The organism is Bradyrhizobium sp. USDA 4452 (assembly GCF_054063575.1).
Genome location: NZ_JBSSGK010000001.1, coordinates 6,381,137 through 6,401,032 on the forward strand (window position 1 = coordinate 6,381,137; position 19,896 = coordinate 6,401,032).

General features: G+C 58.9%; 13 protein-coding genes. 6 read left to right on the top strand and 7 right to left on the bottom strand.

What is annotated here, in order from left to right:
- Positions 1 to 23: 23 nt before the first annotated feature.
- Together ACVISU_RS29935 and ACVISU_RS29940 are read right to left on the bottom strand one after the other, a co-directional pair.
- Positions 24 to 1,331: an aminotransferase class III-fold pyridoxal phosphate-dependent enzyme gene (locus ACVISU_RS29935; protein ID WP_456709329.1), complete on the bottom strand. Its 1,308-nt coding sequence runs from the start codon at positions 1,329 to 1,331 to the stop codon at positions 24 to 26.
- 21 nt (positions 1,332 to 1,352) lie between these two features.
- Positions 1,353 to 2,867, bottom strand: a complete 1,515-nt coding sequence (locus ACVISU_RS29940) for an FAD-dependent oxidoreductase (RefSeq protein ID WP_456709330.1) — start codon at positions 2,865 to 2,867, stop codon at positions 1,353 to 1,355.
- 1,039 nt (positions 2,868 to 3,906) lie between these two features.
- Here ACVISU_RS29940 and ACVISU_RS29945 point away from each other — a divergent pair.
- The gene (locus tag ACVISU_RS29945) at positions 3,907 to 4,314 is read left to right on the top strand and encodes a hypothetical protein (protein ID WP_456709331.1); all 408 of its coding nucleotides are present in this window, start codon (positions 3,907 to 3,909) and stop codon (positions 4,312 to 4,314) included.
- A 170-nt stretch (positions 4,315 to 4,484) separates the two neighbouring features.
- On the opposite strand, the gene ACVISU_RS29950 is transcribed toward ACVISU_RS29945, so the two are convergent.
- Positions 4,485 to 5,144, bottom strand: a complete 660-nt coding sequence (locus ACVISU_RS29950; RefSeq protein WP_456709332.1) for a Crp/Fnr family transcriptional regulator — start codon at positions 5,142 to 5,144, stop codon at positions 4,485 to 4,487.
- Positions 5,145 to 6,039: 895 nt separating this feature from the next.
- On the opposite strand from ACVISU_RS29950, the gene ACVISU_RS29955 reads away from it, so the two are divergent.
- Entirely contained in the window at positions 6,040 to 6,264 is a 225-nt protein-coding gene (locus ACVISU_RS29955) for a hypothetical protein (protein WP_456709333.1), read from the top strand.
- Positions 6,265 to 7,248: 984 nt separating this feature from the next.
- Positions 7,249 to 7,542 (top strand): HU family DNA-binding protein, encoded by a 294-nt coding sequence (locus ACVISU_RS29960; RefSeq protein ID WP_456709334.1) that lies wholly within the window; start codon positions 7,249 to 7,251, stop codon positions 7,540 to 7,542.
- Between the two features lie 260 nt (positions 7,543 to 7,802).
- Here ACVISU_RS29960 and ACVISU_RS29965 read toward each other — a convergent pair whose 3' ends face one another.
- Together ACVISU_RS29965 and ACVISU_RS29970 are read right to left on the bottom strand one after the other, a co-directional pair.
- On the bottom strand, positions 7,803 to 9,506 hold the full coding sequence (locus tag ACVISU_RS29965) for an MFS transporter (RefSeq protein WP_456709335.1): 1,704 nt from the start codon (positions 9,504 to 9,506) through the stop codon (positions 7,803 to 7,805).
- Positions 9,507 to 10,265: 759 nt separating this feature from the next.
- Positions 10,266 to 11,432: an acyl-CoA dehydrogenase family protein gene (locus tag ACVISU_RS29970; RefSeq protein ID WP_456709336.1), complete on the bottom strand. Its 1,167-nt coding sequence runs from the start codon at positions 11,430 to 11,432 to the stop codon at positions 10,266 to 10,268.
- Between the two features lie 2,595 nt (positions 11,433 to 14,027).
- Here ACVISU_RS29970 and ACVISU_RS29975 point away from each other — a divergent pair.
- From ACVISU_RS29975 to ACVISU_RS29985, 3 genes are all read left to right on the top strand, one after another.
- Positions 14,028 to 15,179, top strand: a complete 1,152-nt coding sequence (locus ACVISU_RS29975; RefSeq protein WP_456709337.1) for an 8-amino-7-oxononanoate synthase — start codon at positions 14,028 to 14,030, stop codon at positions 15,177 to 15,179.
- Between the two features lie 953 nt (positions 15,180 to 16,132).
- Complete coding sequence (locus ACVISU_RS29980; RefSeq protein ID WP_456709338.1) at positions 16,133 to 16,714, top strand: hypothetical protein; 582 nt, start codon at positions 16,133 to 16,135, stop codon at positions 16,712 to 16,714.
- Positions 16,715 to 16,813: 99 nt separating this feature from the next.
- Complete coding sequence (locus ACVISU_RS29985) at positions 16,814 to 17,188, top strand: hypothetical protein (RefSeq protein WP_456709339.1); 375 nt, start codon at positions 16,814 to 16,816, stop codon at positions 17,186 to 17,188.
- A gap of 80 nt (positions 17,189 to 17,268) precedes the next feature.
- Here the strand turns inward: ACVISU_RS29985 and ACVISU_RS29990 are convergent, their stop codons facing one another.
- A complete protein-coding gene (locus ACVISU_RS29990) occupies positions 17,269 to 18,012 on the bottom strand; it encodes a carbonic anhydrase (RefSeq protein ID WP_456709340.1) in 744 nt (247 codons plus the stop codon).
- 10 nt (positions 18,013 to 18,022) lie between these two features.
- Positions 18,023 to 18,748: a thermonuclease family protein gene (locus ACVISU_RS29995; RefSeq protein WP_456709341.1), complete on the bottom strand. Its 726-nt coding sequence runs from the start codon at positions 18,746 to 18,748 to the stop codon at positions 18,023 to 18,025.
- Positions 18,749 to 19,896: the final 1,148 nt, after the last annotated feature.

The following is a 19,896-nucleotide window of genomic DNA, read 5'->3' on the forward strand; positions in this document are numbered from 1 at the left end:
TCTCTGTTCGACATGCGTGCTTGTCAGCGGACGGGCGCATTGAACCAGCGCCGAACCGCTCCCGGGGTGGCAACGAAATGATCTCTGGCGAACCTTACTGCGGCTGCGACTGGATCCGGGTCGCGAGCCGGGCTCTCCATGCGGGACAGCGCCGCCGCAAGGGCATCTCCAGCTGCTTCGACGGCGGCCTGCACATCGGTGTCGGATACCGCCGCCGATGGCATGAAACGCCCACCATACTGCATCAGAAAGCCCCGACCCCACATTTCCTGGAAGAAGGCATGGCCAAGCTCGGCGTCAGCAAATACGACGTCGAACATGGTTGGCCAGGCAAACGCCCATGCCGCGACCTGCTGTTTTGTGAAGACCCCGTTGAGCCCCTTGATCAATTGCTCGCCGACCTCGCGCATCCGGGCCAGGGCGCTCCCGTCGCGCAGGGCGTGCAGCGTGCTCAATGCGGCGGCGAACGGGGTTACTTCGCGCTGGTAAGTGTTTCCCATGTATGTCTTTTCGGCCGCGGCCAGTACGTCCGCACGACCCGCGACTGCCGACAGCGCCATTCCGTTCGCCAGTCCTTTGCTCAGTGTAATCAGATCGGGCGTGAGGCCGATCGCCATGTGGTACCCGCCAAGGGCGTAGCGGAATCCGGTCATCACCTCGTCAAGGATCAGCAGGGCGCCGTGCCGATGCACCAGCCTCTGCAGTTCCTGATGGTATTCAGGCGGGAAGAAGTTGACCTCCGGGGTGACGATCACCGCGGCGACGCGCTGGACACTTGCCAGTTCGTCGAGCAAGTCGAGGTTGTAGCGGAAGTCCACGCTGTCCCGGTCCCGATTGGGCAACCCCATCTCCGGTCGGTCCTGCAATTGCCAGTCATGCCAGCCGTGATATCCACTGGTCAGTACATGGTTGAGGCCCGTGAACGCGCGGGCAAGGCGCACGGCTGCGGTGGTAGCGCAAGATCCGGTGCGAAAAAACATCGAGCGTTCCGCGACGGGGAAGATCTCCGCCAGCTGTTCGGCCAGTTCGACCCGGTGCACGGACAGCGGTCCGGGCAGAATCCCCCCGGTGCGGCGCATCTCAGCGGCTGCGTGAGCCACGACCGGCTCGTATCCGGCCCCGAGCGGCGCGGCACCGCTACAGGAAGTGAAATCGATGTATTGCTTTCCATTAATGTCCCATGCATGCGCGCCTGACGCGCGCGTCATCACCACCGGAAAACGCCTGTTGAGATCCCACTTCTGCGAGGCGGTGACGCGCAGGGCGCGTCGCAGTGCCGATCCATGCCCGTCGGTCGCGGTCACGGTGGCAGTAGGCGTGCTGATCGACAAAACCCGTCTCCGTTGCGCTCGCTACGTCAGCTGCGTGACTATTCTTCGAGCGATCCGCAGCGCGTTCGCCTGAATAGTGAAGGTCGGGTTGACACCCCCGGCATAGGGGAAGAAGCCGCCATCTGCGACATAGAGATTGTCGATGTCATGCACGCGGCCCCAATGGTCAACCACCGACTGTGTCGGATCGATTCCGGCCCGACAGCCGCCATGCAGGTGGCCGCTGCCGTACTGATAATTGGAATCTTGATAATCGACTTGTTTTACCCCAGCCTCGACCAGCAAGTTCGACGCATGTCGCGACAAGTAGCCTAGTCGGCGCTTGTCGAGGGGATGGGTCCGGTAATCGAGAATGATCTTGGGCAAACCTAGCCCGTCCCGGCTGGTGGCCAGCCGGACCGCATTGTCGCGCATGGGTTGATCGGCTGCCAAAAAATGCAGCCGTAGCCTTATCTCTCCGTCGGAATCCGTGCGTTCAGGCGGACTTGCTTCGTAGATCATTCCGCCGAGCCCCGAAGGCGCCTCGTCGTCCAGGTAGTGATCGGACACCGCGACAGTGGAGAAGGGGCGGCCGGGCTGGGGCGTGATCGGCGGATTCAACGTGGTCCTACCGGACACGTAACCGCTGATCTTAAACGAGATACCACTGCCTACCATGCCAGATGCGTTGCCGATTCCGTTGGGCGCTGCCGGCTGCGCCGACCGTAGGAGCAGGGCGGCAGACTGCACTGCGTTGCCCGCGAGTACCACGCAGCGGGCGCGAACCCGAGCGCGTTGTCGGTTGAGCGTGTCCACCCATTCCACCGAATCGGCTCGACTGACGTTGCCGAGATCGATGCGGACGGCCTTGCTGCCGAGCGCAATCGTCAGCGCGTCCGGCGGCAGGGCGATACCTGTGAACGGCGAGCGTGCGTCGGCCCTTGCGCCGCTCGGGCACAGATGTTCGTTGCATGGTCCCTCGCAGCGACAGGCTGACCGGCCACGATATGGGATCGAGTTGATTGCCAATGGAGTGGGGAACGGGAGCCGGCCCAGGCGTGCCCCGGCATCGGCAATCAACTGGCCCTGCACACTGTACCGGTGCGGTGGCAGAATGGGGGGATCGCTCGGTGGCTCGAGCGGGTCGGCTCCGGCTACGCGCGCCACTCCAACGCGCCGTTCCAGCTCATCATAGAATGGGCGTAGGTCCGTGTAGTCGATCGGCCAGCTCGGGTCGAGCGCGTCCCCGGCCACATGCGCTCGTGCGTCAAAATCGATGGCGCGACAGCGGAAGGCTATTCCGGCATATAAGGTCATTCCGCCGCCGAGCGCGCAGACGGTCCACGGACGCCCGAACGGCATCAACGTTCCTGCCGCAGTCTGCACGAGGGCGCTATCCATGTCTTTTTGGACGCTCGCCAGCGAAGCGCCGGGAGGAAGTGTTCGCCCCTCTTCGAGAAGGAGTACTCGCAATCCGCGTTGCGCGATCTCGTGAGCGACCGTCGAGCCGCTGGCGCCGCTCCCGATTACACATACATCAACAATATCGGCCATCATTATCCCATCTTCTGGCAACAAATATCGCCGATGCGCTATCGCGCCTTATTCATTAGAGAGGAAGTGCCATCGAGCTAAGTCTCATCGCGAGCGTTGGACGCGCGGCTGATCCGTGCGATCGCTCCGGATTATCCGGTTTGGCTTCGCTCGTTTGCCAAGGATCATCGCCGTGAGATCGTACAATATGACGTCGCGTGCGATTCAAGCCCTTCGAGGCGGCAAATGCATGAGCAAGCGGCTTTTCCGGAATGCTATCTTTGATAGATCCAAGAGCTCTCAAAGCAAATCCACCCACATGTGCTCCCGATGCGGGCACCAGACATATAATTTCGTGATCAAGAAGGCGCTCGCAAGTTCAGCTTCGCGACGCCCTGTGGAAGCTTTTAAAGCCGCAGTCGCTGGAATGTGTCGATCGGTCGCCACTCTCGTATATCATCGTCCGAATTGTACGCGGTTTGATCGCAAGATACTCAGCCGGCCCACCGGCAATTCAAATTCGTTCTCAACTCTCCGCAATCAACAGACGCCGGCGAGAACGCCTCAAAATACGCCCTTCATGGGCGGCAAAAAAAGGCCCGGCCATCATCGATGGCCGGGCGGAGTCAGTCTGGGGGAGCGAGGCTGTTAAGCATCGCGCCGGCTTCCGTCGACAGAGGGAGGGCCGACGGTTATTTGCGGCAAAGATTTCACCGCAAATTCAAATTGCGAAGGATCATGTCGGGCAGATCTGGTGTGGAGTGTTCCTCCTTGCGTCATCGCATAGATAATGGTCGCAACAGTGGAGTTGGTCTCTGCTGCACACATATCGACCGCATCAGCGTCTCATCATGGCAGCAACAGTTGGTCCTTTCGGACTCCCTTCTGAGCTACTCTGAGATGATACAACGTGCCGCCGCGTGCGATTCAAGCTCTTTGAGCTGACCCGCATACAATTCAACCGGAGCCTTTTACAATCAGCTAAGTACCTTCGAGAGGGGCAGACGTACGTGTTGCACTCGTTCCTTGATAGTCGCGTACTACACCGTGATCGAGACGCGCTGTGCGTCATGTTTTCCATGTGATCTCATGCCTTTTGGCCTTTCCAGAAACTGACGTGCTTTCTGATTGGCGGCCGAGAATCTTCGGCGCACCTTTTGAGCGTCTTGTTAGCCAGCCGAATGACACGGTCGGTGTCGACGATCTCAAATGCGCGATGATCATTTTACCAAGACTGGACAGGATCGGTCCGGGCATGATGGAGTCGATGCCCGATCCGAGCATCTTTACCGGGGAGTTGCGGCGCGGCTCATTCGGCGGGCACATCACAGCCAAGCGCCAAAGCTGGGCTGGCAACACGGAAATCACTCTCCCCGTGGCCTCGAGCTCCTCAGCGATTGACGATGCAGATCTTGTGGATCTTGCCGGCGTTCCTCAAAATCCGGTCGGCGACACACGTTCGCTGCGGTGAGGTCGCGGCGGGACGCTGGCCGGGCGGGAAAATTGCCCCGGATTTCGCCCACGAGCAATGCATTCGCCTCAAAGCCAATTACAACCCAGCGCTCGATCCTACCTGTCGAATGGTGAACGCCGCCCGCGATGTCTAGACCAGGCTGCGCAGGCAGCAACGGCCGAAGCAATTCAGCGCATCAGATAGGAGGGACGGAATTCTGCAAGCAACTCGAGTCGATCTCGCTGAAGAAGATCAACAGCATGTCCGTTCCATTCAATGAGCTTCCTGCGCCTAAGCTCCTGGATTGTCCGATTCACGTGCACCGTCGAAAGGCCGCATGCATCGGCGATGTCTTGCTGTGTGAACGGAACATGGAAGCGACCATTGTGCAGAAGACCGACGAGCTCAAGCCGCGCGGCGACCTCGCAGATAAGATGAGCAAGTCGAGGCAGCGCTTCCCGGGAGCCAAGATTTTCGATCCATTCGCGATAGATCGCCGTATGAATCAACGTCTCCCGCCAAAACGCATGGGCGAGCGCAGCGGACTTCGCGAGGATATCCCTGAGGTAGGAGTGAGGTACAAAGGCAATGACGCTCATGCCGATGCTGCAGAGATCGCGATCCATTTCCGGGAAGTGAAGGGTGTGCAGGTCGGGGATGTCCCCAGGTACATAGAAGGACGTTATCTGAGTCCGATCCGATGCCACTCTTTGGCGAGACAGAAAGCCGCCCATCACGACTGCACAGCTTACAGGCCGATCCCCCTGGCGTGCCAGACACTCGCCCGGAGCAAACCGTTTGATAGTGTGAGGCATGCTTTCGAGCTCAGCATGGTCTTGCTCGGACAAGCCCGTGACGCCCCGGAGGCGCGCAATGAGCATTTGGTGCGGCAAGCGTACCCCGTTCTATCGCCGGGGTACGCCGATATCGACACCTATCCCCACCAGCTATGGCCGCAGCCATTCTGCACGGTTCCTCTTGATGTTCAACGTTTCTTCTACTCTCCTATTCGAGCTCTACGGGATCTCCAGGGGAGATGCGGGATAGCCACAAACGTACCGGACGACGACCTTCTGGCTATCCCTTAAAGCTCGACGATAAACCGCTTGCTTCTGGAGAACGACGAAACATGGCGTGCGATCGCGTGGACCGCCGGGCTGCGGTACCCTCCAACCGAAAGTCAAGGCTCACGAGCGTACAGCCAACGCAGGCTCGACACTAACACCTTCCGCATCGTGCCTTGGCACCAAGACAAGCAATTCCGGAGCCGGCGCGGCTCATTTGGTCACGCAAGAATGCATCTAATTTGCGGTGGATCATGAGTGAGGGTGGAAAGGGCCCCGTCGAATCGGCGGCTGGATATGAAGCCCCGTGAAACACGATCGGCAGACCTTCTCAGCAGGAACGGCGATCGCCTCGTCAGCCTGGGATAGGTTTCGGGGGTGTGCGCGCCGTGGTCGACGTGACGTGCAAATCAGGCTGGCAATAGAAATCCGAGTGATTATTCGTTCCGGCTCCAAGAGGACAAGGCTCGACGTCCTGGCGCGTCATGCCAGCGAGTTTATGGATGTACGAAACGGACGGATCTGTAGCGTGGGTAACACATTGATCCACTTGGCGAGACAGTTTGACCGCTGCGTACAGTATATAGTGGCGTCGAAAGGCCGACGTGCCCGTACAATGACGGGGCAATAGGGTGTGCTTGAATTGTCGTTCGCGGTTATCTTGTCGGATAGAGGTCAAATGAATCATGCGGTTGGGCGCCGCCATGAACTGTCGACAACGACAGATGAAGAGCGTGAGCTGGTGCGCTGCAGACAGGAGATAGCGCGTCTCAAACAGCTGGTCGTGCAGCTTTCTGAACTCGTCTTGCGAAATGTCACGCAAAATGCAGAGGGCGAAAGTCGCAGTCCGGCTGACGCGCTCGGCCGTATACCGAATGGTCAATCCGCAGATGATGGACGTTAGACAACAGCCATTATGATCCGCAGCGCGGCGTCGAATCGGTTCGCGGATCGATGGACATGAGGCGTATCGCACGGAAAAATATAGCTCTGCAGGCTCTCGAGCAGCCGATGATCTCTGCGACAATCCATGCGTTGTCCTCGTCGCTCCACTTCCGCCGACGGCTGGCTCCAGTGAAGACTTCGACCCGCCGCACTGGCTCCGTGACAGCCGTATGCACTATGTCCATTCTAAGCCTAACGGTCCAAACCGAACCGCAGGCTCCCGGCGCCGCTGGCAAGCGAGGCGCTCAAGCATATCGCCGGGTTCTATGCCATCGAGAAGGACATCCGTGGCCGCCGCACCGAGGAGCGAGGTCTCGATCGACAACAAAAAAAGCCGGCCGCTCGCCGACGCATTCGAAAAATGGCTGCGAACGAAACCTCGAACGGATCAACAAGGAGATCGATCAACTCAAGCGCAAGGCGCAAAAACTGGATAACCACAAAGAGCGTATGGACACCATGAGAGCAATCGGACGTCTCGTTGAACGACGCAACAAGCTGAAAGAGCAATGAACATGACAGCGCTCAAGGACCCTAGCTGAGGTGGATGACCGGCAGACCTCCACAACCGAAAAACATACGAATCAGCGTTCCGACCCGCGTGCTTGGAACGGCGCTTACGCTTGATGTCACCGGCATCGTATTCCTTGTGCGGCCAAGATGCCTCTCCGCTATGGAATCCCCGACTGGCGGACGCGGCTGGCAACATCGTGCCGGTTGACCCAGTCGGTCAGGTGAGACACGACCAATTTTCTGATGTATGAACCGGCAAAGCGCCGCATACGGAAGTGAGCCTTGTGTTTTGCTATTTCAAGCCATCACTTCCGGACCATGTCCGACGGCCTAACAATTTGCACGTTGCCGTGCTCAACGTGAAGATCGGCGGAGTTCGGCTATTCGAAACCGTTCTCTGCCTCGTAAGAGGGGGGTCACGATGTCCAAAATGACCAAGAGCCAGCTAATTGCCTCGATTGCTGATGGAACGCAGCTTCCCAAAGCTGACGTACGGGCCGTGATTGAGCACCTGGCGATTGTCGGCTACAAAGAATTGCATGACTGCGGCGAGTTCGTCATTCCCGGCATGGTAAAAATGTCCATTGTGAACAAACCCCCTACTGAAGCCCGCATTGGCGTCAATCCTTTTACGAAGGCGCCGATGAAATTCGCGGCAAAGCCGGCTCGCAAATCCGTTAAGGCATCACCACTCAAGGTCGCTAAAGATGTATTCGCGGGATAGATTATCCGTGCTGTGTCCTGATTTGCTATTCGGGTGGCGACGCTCCTCCATTAAGACTTAACTCAGCAGATTGTCGCATCACTGACAAATTGGCTCGGCGCCCGCTTGGTTCCCTGGTCATGATGCAGAAACGCGCAGGGACTTGATTCCCTGGCGGGCCGCTCGCACTTTGAACTAGCCGTGCAGCCTGCCCGAAACTGACCTTCTGCATTCGTGCACATCCGTCCGACCAAGGCTCCCGGGGCTTCGGGCAAACCTGATTACTTGGTCGGCCGAAGCGACCGGCCACCCGTGCTTGCCGTGTTTGGCGATATTTCCGCCCTCACGTGCTGAGGCGTGTCGTCCTTCCAACGTACCGAGCCGAACGGCCTCTCCAGCATGCGGCGCACACGTATCGGCGCGGGGCCAATATGAAAGTGAACGGCCTGCCGTTCCAGGGCACGTTCCGACCGGGTCGGGCGGTTGCGCCAGCGTAAATAATCAAACCACGTCGGAAAGTGATAACGCTCGGTCCAAAGCTCGGGATCGGCGAGGTCGCGCGCGATCGACCAGCCATAGGCGCCGTTTCGCTGGCGGGACATTTGCACGTCTTGCATGATGTTGTGAAACGCGCGGGCATTCTCTTGTGCAATCCGGTATTCGATCTCGACGACGAGCGGCCCGCTACGTCCAGTCAAGGCGAGCCGTACTTCGGGATCGGCGAGCAGTTCAGGCTCCTCGCCGCGCGCGCCGACACGGGGCATGGGTAGCCAACGGCCGATGAGTGTCGAGGCGAGCATCAGGGCGGCCGACACCAGCAACGCGGTTTCAACGCCGGCCGCGTCCGTCAGATGGCCCCAACCCCAGCTGCCGACGGCAATCCCGCCTGAACTCGCGGCCTGATAGGCCGCAAGCGAGCGACCGGTTACCCAGCGTGGCGCCGACAGTTGAACTCCGATGTTGAACACCGCCCATGTCAGCATCCAGACGGCTCCCGCCAGGACCAGTGCGGCCGCGGTCAATAACGGTTGGCGGCTTAGCGCCACGGCAGCCATCGCCGCGCCCATGGACAATGCACAGGCCCGAATCGCAGCCTCGCCGCTCATCCGCCTGCGGATCTCGGCAATGTTCAGCGCGCCGACCACGGCCCCCGCGCCAAAAGCGCCAAGCATGATGCCGTAGGTCTGGGCGTCGCCATGCAATACATCCCGCACCACCAGAGGCATCAGCGCAGTAATCGCGCCGGCTCCGACGCCGGTTACAAGGGTGCGCAGCAGCACGACCTTGATCGATGGCGAATTGCTGATGTAGCGCACGCCAGATACCATTGCGCGGCTCAATCTTTCAGGCGGCAGCCGTGAGGGAGCGCTGACGCGCTTCCAAAGGAACAATGCGGCTATCAGCGGTAGATAGAGCACCGTGTTGAGCGCGAATGCGGCCACTGCACCGGCGCTGGCGACCACCACGCCGCCGATCGCCGGGCCGACGCTCCGTGCGATATTATAGCTGATGCCATTCAGCGCAATGGCCGCAGGTAGCTGCGCTTCCAACGGTACTTGTTCGCTTACGGATGATTGCCAGGCCGGTCCCATAAGCGCCATGCCGCTGCCGACCGCGAAGCAGAGTACGAGCAAGACGTTCGGTGTGGCCAAGTCAAGCCAGGCGGCCACCGTTAGGCCAGTTGCGCCGGCGAGCGCAATGCCAAGCGAAACCAGTGCCACGATGCGGCGATCGTACATATCAGCGATTGCGCCCGCTGGTATCGAAATCAGCATCACTGGCAGCAAAAGCGCTGTCTGTACCAACGCCACCTTGTCAGCCGACGACGTCATCTGCGTCATCGCCCAGGCTGCACCCACACCTTGAATCAAGCTGCCGACATTGGACAGAAGGCTCGCAATCCAGATACGACGGAAGGTTACGTGCCGCAGAGGCGCTGTGATGCTTTCGGCGCGACGCGACGGGGCTTTGGCTGAATCGCTCATGTCGGATCGTGATGATCTATCATGATTTGATTCTGGTGCGGATCACAAGGATGTTCCCGACGTGATATCGCAGCGGAATAAGACGTTTCGATCTGGCGATGTTCCGTTGGCTGCCGATCTTCCATTCCAGTAAGCACAGCATTGGTGACGTATGAAGCGTTGTTCATTGGTGACCTTAATGCTGCATCCAGCGCATCGCGTACAGGACAGATTGACAGACGCTGTATCGCTCGCGCGCAATCTTTGTACGAAACGAACAAATGATGAAGTCGACGAGTGCGGATCACTCGTCGGTGGGTAGAGTGAAGTACGGCCTCTTCGCAAAGAAGTCGAAGGCCAACGACGCAGCACTACCCATGGTTCATGGGTTTCGCAGCGTCAGGTAGACCTTGTTGTCACTCAGGGCGAGTGGTTGCGTCTCTGAGAATAATCAGCCTGTCCCACCCCGCGCGACCGATGCTTCTGCGAAGGATCTCCATCCAGAAGGCAATGTGATGCAGCAGATCGAGCCACCCCGGCCTAGCTCGACAATTGTTACCTCAATGGCTGCGAGTTAGTCGCAGCTCGGATGAAATATTCGAAAGCTGCAACATCGGTTCTACCGAGGTGCGGATTGATAGCCTGGTTCAAGGCTTTCCGCTTCGGTATCTACTCGTTCGGATGAGTGTCTCGGACGAGTTCTCGGGCGAGCGAGCATGACGCGGGATTCGGCAGACCGTTGTTGCGGGTCGTGCGGAGTTGCTTGTGGATGGCCGGTCTTCACGGAAACCCTGATGGCGCTGAACTTCCGAGCAGGAGACGACCTGCGCTCTGAAGTGTTCCCTCGTTCAAGGCTGCGTGCTGGGCAACCACGAAACTGTCGCACATCGCGCGCGCGAGATTGCTTGTCGTATAGAGTGATTGCGTTCCTGCGAGACCACTCGCGATCTTGCAGACCTCGGCGCTCTGTCGGGCAGCATTGGTTGCGGCAAGGCGCATCAGGGTCGTCGTAGTCGACTGGACCGCATCCTGCAACGCTTCGTTCCAAAGCTCCTGGGTGACTTCATAGAAGAAGGAGCGTGCGGAGCGCAACATGGCTTCGGCTCTGGCGGCCTCCAGCTGGATGTAGCCGCGCTCTGCCATCACCGGCGCTCCAGTAATCGAGGTGCGGCTCCGGGCCATGCCGATCACCTCGTCCAGCGCGGAGCGCGCAATGCCGATGCCCACAATCGCATGCGCCTGCGCAGCGAAAGTCACCGAAGGATAGCGATGGAGGGGCCCGTCGAAAGCCGATGGACCGCCGCGGATCAGTGTCCATTCCTCTGGTACAATAACATTGTCGACAACGATGTCATGACTGCCGGTGCCTTGCAGGCCGATGACGTCCCAATTTGGACGGATTGTTACCTTGTCGGCCGGGATCACGGCTATGCGTGCAAGTCCACTTGTTGGATCATCGTCTACGGTGATACCAACACCAATTAGCTCCGCGCCCGGCGATCCGCTGGCGAAAGGCCATACGCCGTTCACAACAAACCCGTCGGCACTTCGTTGAGCGGGCTGGAGCGGGAAAACTGCACCTGCGTACACCACGTCAGGTCCATTGGCATATACGCGGCTAAGCGTGCCCTCAGGGAGAGCAGAGAGGTAGCGAGCCCCATCGCCGAAGCTGGCGACCCAACCGGCCGATCCGTCCGCTTCGGAAATGCGCTCGATCAGGCGACAAAAGTCGGCAGGCGTTCTCTCGTCGCCGCCGAAGCGTTTGGCGGCCAAAGCCCGGTAGACGCCAACGCGTTTGAATGCCTGAATAACGTCATCTGGAACCCTCTGCGCGCGGGCGAACTCGTTTCGGCGCGCACGGATATCGGCCAGCAGCGGCGACAGATCATCACTCGTTGCAGCCGAAACATCCGTTTCTGCTGCGATCATTCCTGGCGGAACGTTCATGTTTGTCCTCCGTGCTTTGACGACCAGCGGTGTAGCCGACGGAGATTGCGAGCGCATGGCAGAGCCGGCCGTATTGAGTGAAGCCGGAGAAGATCGCCGATTGCCGCAATTGATATCGATCGTGACCAGCCAGCAGGATCCTTCCTCTCCAAACCGCTTGCCGAACGGATCGGATCAACAACACGGTCTTGAGGGGCCCGAAGGCCGAGCAACACATGGCCATCGGCGCTGCCCTCGAGGTTGGCCGGTAAGCAAACAACGGCGGCGACGGCATCCGTCCTCATCCGTTTCACCAGGACTGCGAGAGTTGACGATAGCACTTGCTTCCCCATCTCTTCTCAAACTGGGAGTTGCGACGCCTCACGACCCTGTGGATCCGTGTATCGTCTCACCAGCAATCGATGTGCCATCAAACAGGGCCTGTTAGCTGTGTATCCGTGGGAGTGAATCGTTGGTACGAACCGGGTCAGCGGGATGTGAGCACCATCTGTGTCTGGTTCCAGCCACATCGTGTCATCAAGCGGACAGGACGCGAAGTGAATGACTGTTGAGGACCTGGACCGAGGGCGGGCCCGCCTCGGTCATTTGCCGTCACTGCGACTTGGCGATATGGCGTATCGCTGCAAAGGCACCCAAGATGCATGGCAGAGCATGCAGTATTTTTCTACTTTGTTCCAAGGTTGACGCGGCTCGCCCGTGCCGCTTGCGCCCTGGTAAGAGGCGATGGTAGACGCAGGCCGCGTGACAAACGCGAGGGACAAGCTGCAGACGCAGCCTTCGCATTGCCTAGTCCTGCCCTATGTGCTGCGGACTCCAGCTCATGCACGAGGCTACAGAGAGCTTCCTGGGGCTTTTGAAGCCTTTCCAGCCTGCCGGCAAGAGATCCACTGACTATATCCGCGGTGTCGGACACAAGCAGTCGCCCAGTCTCTTGGCTTGGTTCATGCTCTCGAAGGTCGCTGGCAGCCTTTGTTCGACGAATTTCAACTGCCTCGGATCCCAACTGAACTTATGCAGCTCATCCAGCAAAAGTGTTGTCAGTGCTCATCGTCTGCCGGTCCCTGCTGGCGAGATCAGTGCTATGCGACAGCTCAGATAGCGATCGATGTTGGCGCGCGCGGGTGCCCGTATATGTCGCCGCTCCCTGTTGTAAGTTGTAAGGAACCGCTCCGGGCAAAGCTAATGTTACCGCCCAATGCCAGCACGCGCCGGCATTTGTCGCTGTTTACCCTTGGCACCAGCCGGAAGAACGACCTAACTCCCGTGCCTCCTCACTGTACGTGCAACGGGACCTGATTAGAACTCGCGAGGTGCCGATGGCAAATGATACCACGAGCTGGCCAGGCGAGCAGACCTTCACGCCTCACCATCGGTCAAGCCTTGTACCGTCCAAACGTCCGAACCCAGTACCGTACCAACCACTGAAAATGTGGCGAGCTGTTCCTTTTCGGTTTCCGTAAGCGTTATGAGTTCGCAAGGAGTGGATGCCTTCCGGATTAACGCGACGCATCGGCGGGCTAGGTCTGCCAAGTTGGATCATTCGACCTATCCCAGCGAAGGTTACGAGTTCCGGTCTGCCGTCGAAACTCGCTTGGACTGAACTCATTCGTGTCAGTGAACAAGCCATGTGACGAATCGTGAGACATCCGAGCTCGCGGCCCAAACCGGTCAGAACGCTATCGTGGCATTGGCTGCACCGCGACGCTGCTCCGGTTGCCGTGATGCGCTCCGCAAGATCACAGGGCGGCGAGCGATAGAATCGGCAGTGGCGTTGGAAACGGTTTTGTACGTATCGAACAATTGTGATGCAATTGGATCACACTCACTGCCGTGATGCGCGTTTGTCCGGTTCGTGCCGAGGTTGCGCGCGAATGGCAAACAGTAATCTGCTAACATGACTTTCCGCGAGTGAAAAAGTGCGCAGCGCAAGGCTCGTCCCCTTATCGGGCCCTCTCGGTAAAGCGCTTTTCGGGTGCAAGGGATCAAAGACGCTAGTGTCTCCGTGCGAGGTCAACGATTCAGCCGCGGCAGCAGCGCTGGACTGGGCGAGCATGTGGAGACCAGGCCAGAAATGCCAGTACTATTTGACTGGCGGCGGCTGTGGCTCGACCTTGAGAGCGGTTATTTGGCAACGCCCTTGAGACGTTCGAGCGCGGGCTGGTGGTCGTGATGGCCCAAATCGAAGGGCGCCTCAGCAACGCTCCTGTTCATCGCGTCTACCGACCCGACGGAAGGTATCGCGGTGGTTGGCCGCTCTGCCCAGCATGCCGTAGAACGTCCCGCGAATGCGTCGCGCTCCAAGTGCCCGAGCCAGATTGTTGGACAAAGACTCGATCGATTGCGCGGTCGCGTGGCCAGGATAGGCGTTTGAGCGGACAAGACGTGACTTGTGGGAGCCGAAGCGACGACGGCCATCTACGTGATCGAAGCGTTCCGAAATCGGGACTGGCGCCTCCGATTGACAGGCTGCAGCCATGCGAAGGCGCAAAGGTCGCGCGTCGCTCTGCTTGAGAGAAGACAGCTCGTTCCAACAGGATCAAAAACCGCGCGGCGTTCTATCGTCTTCCTTTTCGATGGCATGGGCTGGATCAGGCAATGAACTTAACTCACCCAAGCAAGCTTGAGCGCTATGCTGCGGCCGTAGAAGCTATGAGAGACGAGGGCTGGCGGCACGGCCTCAAGGCCCGCGCAGGTGTTGATTTTGCTTCCAGCGATTATCTGGCACTGGCGAGCGCGCCACGTATGAAAGAGGCTCTGTTCGCTGCGCTCCTGGCTGGAGCGCCCATCGGAGCTGGCGGGTCACGGCTCCTGCGCGGCAATTGCGAGGAACACGAAGCTCTCGAAACGGAAGCGGCGCGGTTCTTTCGGGCGGAGACAGCGCTGTTCTTCGGTAGCGGTTACATCGCAAACTTTGCTGTTCTGACAACGCTGCCGCAGCGAGGCGATCTGCTGGTTCTCGATTCGCTTGTGCACGCCAGCATTCATGAAGGCGCGCGCGCGGGCCGAGCGGAGTTCCGGATAGCAGCCCATAACGATCCTCAATCGGTTGAAGACACGATTGGTAATTGGCGCGCCAAAGGCGGCGTAGGGCGCGTCTGGATCTTGGTCGAGAGCCTCTACAGTGTGGATGGTGACTTCGCACCGCTTGCAGATCTGGTTGAAATCGCTGAACGGTACGAGGCGTTCCTGGTTGTGGATGAGGCCCATGCCACAGGCATTTACGGCGAGCAGGGGCGGGGGCTCACAGCGCCATACCAGGGATGCGAATATATTCTGGTGATCCACACCTGCGGGAAGGCTCTAGGCGCGGCCGGTGCTCTTGTCACTGCGTCCCGCGTATTGCGCGATTTCATGGCCAATCGGTGTCGTCCATTTATCTTCGCTACCGCGCCGTCGCCCCTGATGGCAGTCGCTGTTCGGCAGGCGCTTTTGATTGTACAGGAGGAGCCTGAGCGGCGGCGACGCCTGATCGATCTTGTCGAGTTTGCACACCGTCAGCTCGCCATCTGCGGCCGCCCGACCCGTTCGAGCTCCCAGATCGTTCCTTACAGGGTCGGTGACAACGCCCGCACGATGCGGCTGGCCGCAGCACTGCAGGCGCGCGGTTTTGATGTCCGAGCAATACGACCGCCAGTGCCCCCGGGCAGGGCAAGGTTGCGGATTTCGTTAACCCTTAATGTCGAGCAAGATGATGTATCCGAGATGATCGATGCGTTGGTCGAAGAGACCTGGGGTAAGCTACGGTGAGGTCCCACAATCGTGATGCTGGTCGGTATTAGGATCGATCAACGATCTTCCAAGGAATGCGCCGGGGCGCGCAAATCCTCCCGCCGATCGGTAATCACGAGGTCCTGCGCTCGTTAGTTCCGCCCTATGCGGCGCAAATATAAACTCGACATGAATTCGACGAGGCTGCTCATTGCGACACTGGCGGCGGCTTCGTTGGCTGACGAAGGAGAAAACGCCCCATGTCGGCGCGCGTAGCACTTTTCGTATCATCGGTGGGCTGGACAGCCATCGTCGTCGCAATTTTCCTGTATGTAATCTTTAGTCCTGCTTGATGGCCAAGGCCGGACAATCCGCGTCGTATGGCTTCTCAACCTGTTCGATATTGAAGGCTTACTGAACATCCATCAGCATGCCGACCGATCGGCGGATCGACCCACGTCACAGTCGACAATCAGGCTCACGAATGTCGATGGATAGCGTCGCTGGAAGGCCCCCTGTTAAGCACACCTCGTCGGGCCGCGAAGACGGCCAAGCTCGACAGGTGAGTGTCATCTGATGATGGATGGGGAAAGCAACTCCGAAGGGATGGCAGGTACCGGTCACACGCGAATTCGAGTCAACAATAGTCTCGTTGGATATTGATGTTGTCCGGGATCCGGACCAAAGCTCCCGTCCGCGGGAGGAATTGTGGGAAGGTCTAGGATCGCTCCCCGGCGCTTTCTCGATGTCGGCTTAAGGTCGATTTGATCGTAGGTCGCTCGCTTTGACTTGTCGACCGGAGCTCGAGCCCGGACCGAGACATCACCTTTCCTGTGAACCACGACCGCCGCGTCTGCCGCTGCGCTCGTCTCCCCGAAACGCGTCAGCTTCTCGAAAGCCAGGCCTCTTAGCATAGACCTTCCCTCTCGATGACCGAACCGGCGGAGGTAACGGCGGTGCGGATCTGCAAGAGATTAAGAAAGGAGAGCTGTATGGATTTCAATGAGATCAGCCGCGGCGGATCCCCAGAGTCTCCGGGAGAATACGCCTGGACACAAGAAGATCATGATCTATTTAGTCGGATCATCAATGAACCCGGGCCATCGTCATCCGCCGTGCCTGAGGAGACGGCATACGATGTCTCATTCGCCGTTCCCCACAAGTTTTCCCACGGCACCCAATCCGCCCCCGGGCAAATGGTCGAGAGACTGAACCACTTGGGTCTCCTGCCTGATGCCGACCAGCCGAGTATGACCTATGAAATCAAGGGGCATCGCTATACGGCTGCCCTAGACCCCTCTAGCGGCGTGCGTCTCATTCATAACCCTCCGGAGGACCAAAATATTGGGGCTGGGCCAGCGGGGCTACCAGATTTCGGAGCATTCATTTTCGAGACGTCGCGCAGAGATTTCCCGCTTCCGGAGCAGTGGGCGACCCCAGCCCTAATCGAGAAGCTGCAGGAAACGGGCTTCATGCCTAGTCCAAACCACACAACAACCATTGCCCTCAATGGCCGAACTTACAATGCGGAATTAATGCAGGGAGGGTTCGTCAGGCTCAGGAGGGCTGGATGAAAGGCGCCGAGATAGAACCCGCGGAGCTAGCCGCTACAGTCTTGCGGTCATTCGGTTCCAACTATCTCGGCTGTTCATAGCTCAGCAATGGACTGTCGCGTGCGCCAGCGGTTGGACAGCATCGGCCCCTGGCGGATCGCAGATTCAGCAAGCCGCCGAAGCGCCCGTGTGAACCGGTTTCGTGAAATCGCCGTCGGCATCGGCTTCGAACGCACTAGAAGGCCACAAAACAACTACGCGAAGGATAGCCTCTCCACGGCGATGGCAGCGGGTGAATCCGTTCTGGCCGTCTCCACGCTGCTAAAGACAACGATAATAAACAACATCGGCCGCGATATCGAGAGTCCGGATGCTGGCCCGCGCGTTACCAACATCCGTACGAAGAACATGACCACGATCAGGAGACCACGCCAACATTATCCCGAAGTTAAGACGATCGTGACGCGGGTCCACGTTCCGGTGCACTTGACGTAGCCCGATGGATCCGCGAATGTTGTGCCAGTCGATTGAGGGGGCGAGGTCACCCCGCTGGGCGATCGCGCGAAGGCATCAGGTCAGCCCAATACGTCGACCCTGCCGGTTTCGAGCCGATATAATCCGCCGACGATCTTTAGTGTTTTCTGCTCGACAGCCGGGTTGAGGATCGGGCTGGCGGATTTGAGCTTATTGACATTGTCGATCACATTCTGCCGGATCACATCGGCAGAGCTGTCACCTGGTTGGTGGCGCGCCCCGCTTACGGCAGGCGCGAGCGCGCTGACGAGGGAGCGGATATGTCCCGGCGCCGGCTTGCCTTCGTCAAGCGAGTTGATCGTGGCGTCTATCGCGCCGCAGTGATCGTGACCGAGTACCAGAATCAACGGCGTGTTCAGTGCAGAAACCGCATACTCCAGGCTACCTAGCGTGTCATCGTTGACGAAGTTACCGGCCAGGCGGCATACGAATAGATCACCAAGTCCGCTGTCGAAGGCAAGCTCGGGCGCTACCCGCGAATCGGCGCAGCTCAGAACCGCCGCATATGGATTCTGACCATTGACTAAAAGTCGGCGCTCGCGTTCCAGATCGCGCCCTCGCGACACGCTCTGCACATAACGATCGTTACCCTCCATCAGCCGCTTCAGCGCAGCATCGGGCGAGAGCTGGTTATCCGGCTTCGGCGGTGCTGTTGATTGCTTCGCGTCGACAATGTTGCCGGCAAACGGCACGACCAATGCCGAAACAGCGAACAGCAACAGGGAGCGGCGCGAAGGCGCGACCTCGGCCGGATACGGAGTGCCCCGTGTATGGTTTGCATGCATGGTAGGACCTCTATCGCGCGGCTCTATGCCACCCCATGGCTTCGGCCTCGTTTTCGCTGCAGAACCAGCGTTCAGCCGGTTTCTTCGTCATGTCGATTTGTCCGTAGCTGATTTGCCCCGGAGAGTGATACGTGCGCTCGCCGGTGCCGTCGACGGTGCCCTTTATCAGGCAGTCGGGCGAGGGTGGGTCAGATAGCAGCGTGGACCCGAGCAGGAGTTCCTGGGCCTTGTTCGGCACCGAGCTCGCGCCGACAATAATCGTGCTCTTGTTGCGGTGGCGCCAGTCCCAGGGGGTGATGAATGCTCCCGACCACAAGCCGGCAAAGGCATTGCTCGCCACCACTTCATTGACAACGTAGACATGGGTGGATGGACCGGATGACAGTGCCCAACCGGAGCTTACCATCCAGGCGTTCACGTCCTGGCCCTCGATAAAGCAACTGCCGAGAGACCTGCCGTACTTATCTACTCCTGCGGTTTGACAATCCCATATTCGTCCATTCGAGTAGCTGATAAGGGCGTCACGAGCAGCGACCCCGCAGGCCCATTTTCGACCATGAGCGTCCAGGCAAATCTGATCGGTCTCGGGGGCCTCGATACCCGAAAGCCGAATTCGCGTTTGCTCGATCTCTATCATGTTGGCGTCGAGGATTTGGGGAGTACCGCTGAGTTTCGCCGCGCAAACAGGAGACGCGATGATAGCGAGGAATGCTGCCATCATTACGCGGTACTTCATCCTGGTATCCTTTCGCTCATGGTTCATCGGCTCGAATCCCAGCGATCCGGTGCCGTCACAGCGGACTGTTTGACCGCACAGGTCCGTCATCTGGTCAGCATCGTCCGACCATGCTTTTGTGTAAGCTTGCCTACATTTTCAGCCTACGACCTGACGCTGGGTGAGATTCAAGAGATTTCTTTTGGGGGTATTTTCCGATGCGGTGCTGGCATCTGAAGCTCACTCTGCTTCTCCCCGGACATATCTCCCGCTCTGGACCTGAGGAAGAGATCCCGCATGTTTCATCGCTGGACGCGCGACCCGGGAAGGGCGCTTGGCACGCTATTTCTCCAAGGGCTCGGAAGAAGCGGGCGGGTGCTAATCTCCGCCGCCGAGCGGAAGAAGCGGCGTTGCTAGGCCTTGTTGACTGTTATCGTTCGACGGGTCTGCACGCGGTCCATCATGGTGAGGCAAGCGGAGGCTTGGACAAGGCATGATAAGAGTGATTGCGCAAAAGAGATCGGCCTGTCGCCTGGTCCCGGCACAAAACCACCATGCATCACTCACACGGTGGCCCGCGTCCGCGACCTTATCCGCCCCGAAATGCTGCGCGTGAAGTGAATTCCACAACGCCTGGCTGGCCTTTGATGCTCGAACGGAACAACGCACGGCCCGGCATAACGGCGAGCGTGCGGACTGACGGGGCCGCCTTTTACGGGCTTGCGGTGTTAAGGCTTCCTCGCACGATTGCGAGTGGCAATCTGGTTGCCATTTCAGAGGATGAATCAGTCCACAACACGTGTCGGCACTCAGGGCATTGCGGCAGTTAGCGCTGGCAGGGCTTAGGCGACTCATCCCAATAATCATGTTCGACCGCCTCGCTGCACAATGGGATTGAAATGGTTATGGCCACCCCTGAATTGCCGGTCTCTTGTTACGCGCTAGAAGTCGAGGCCGACTCAAAGCCGAATTCTCTACCAGAGACGGCGCCCGGGCTGGTGGAGCAGAACTAAAGAAGCGTTTTCTCGCGCTTCAAATCAAGATCTATGACTCGCAGACGAATGCGAGCGAGGAAATTTAGACTAGATCAGGCTCAATTTCGATCCTCGCAGCAAGGCTGCGGAGCTCCTCGCCGGGGGCACTCGGGAAAGGGTCCCGCCGCCATCGAG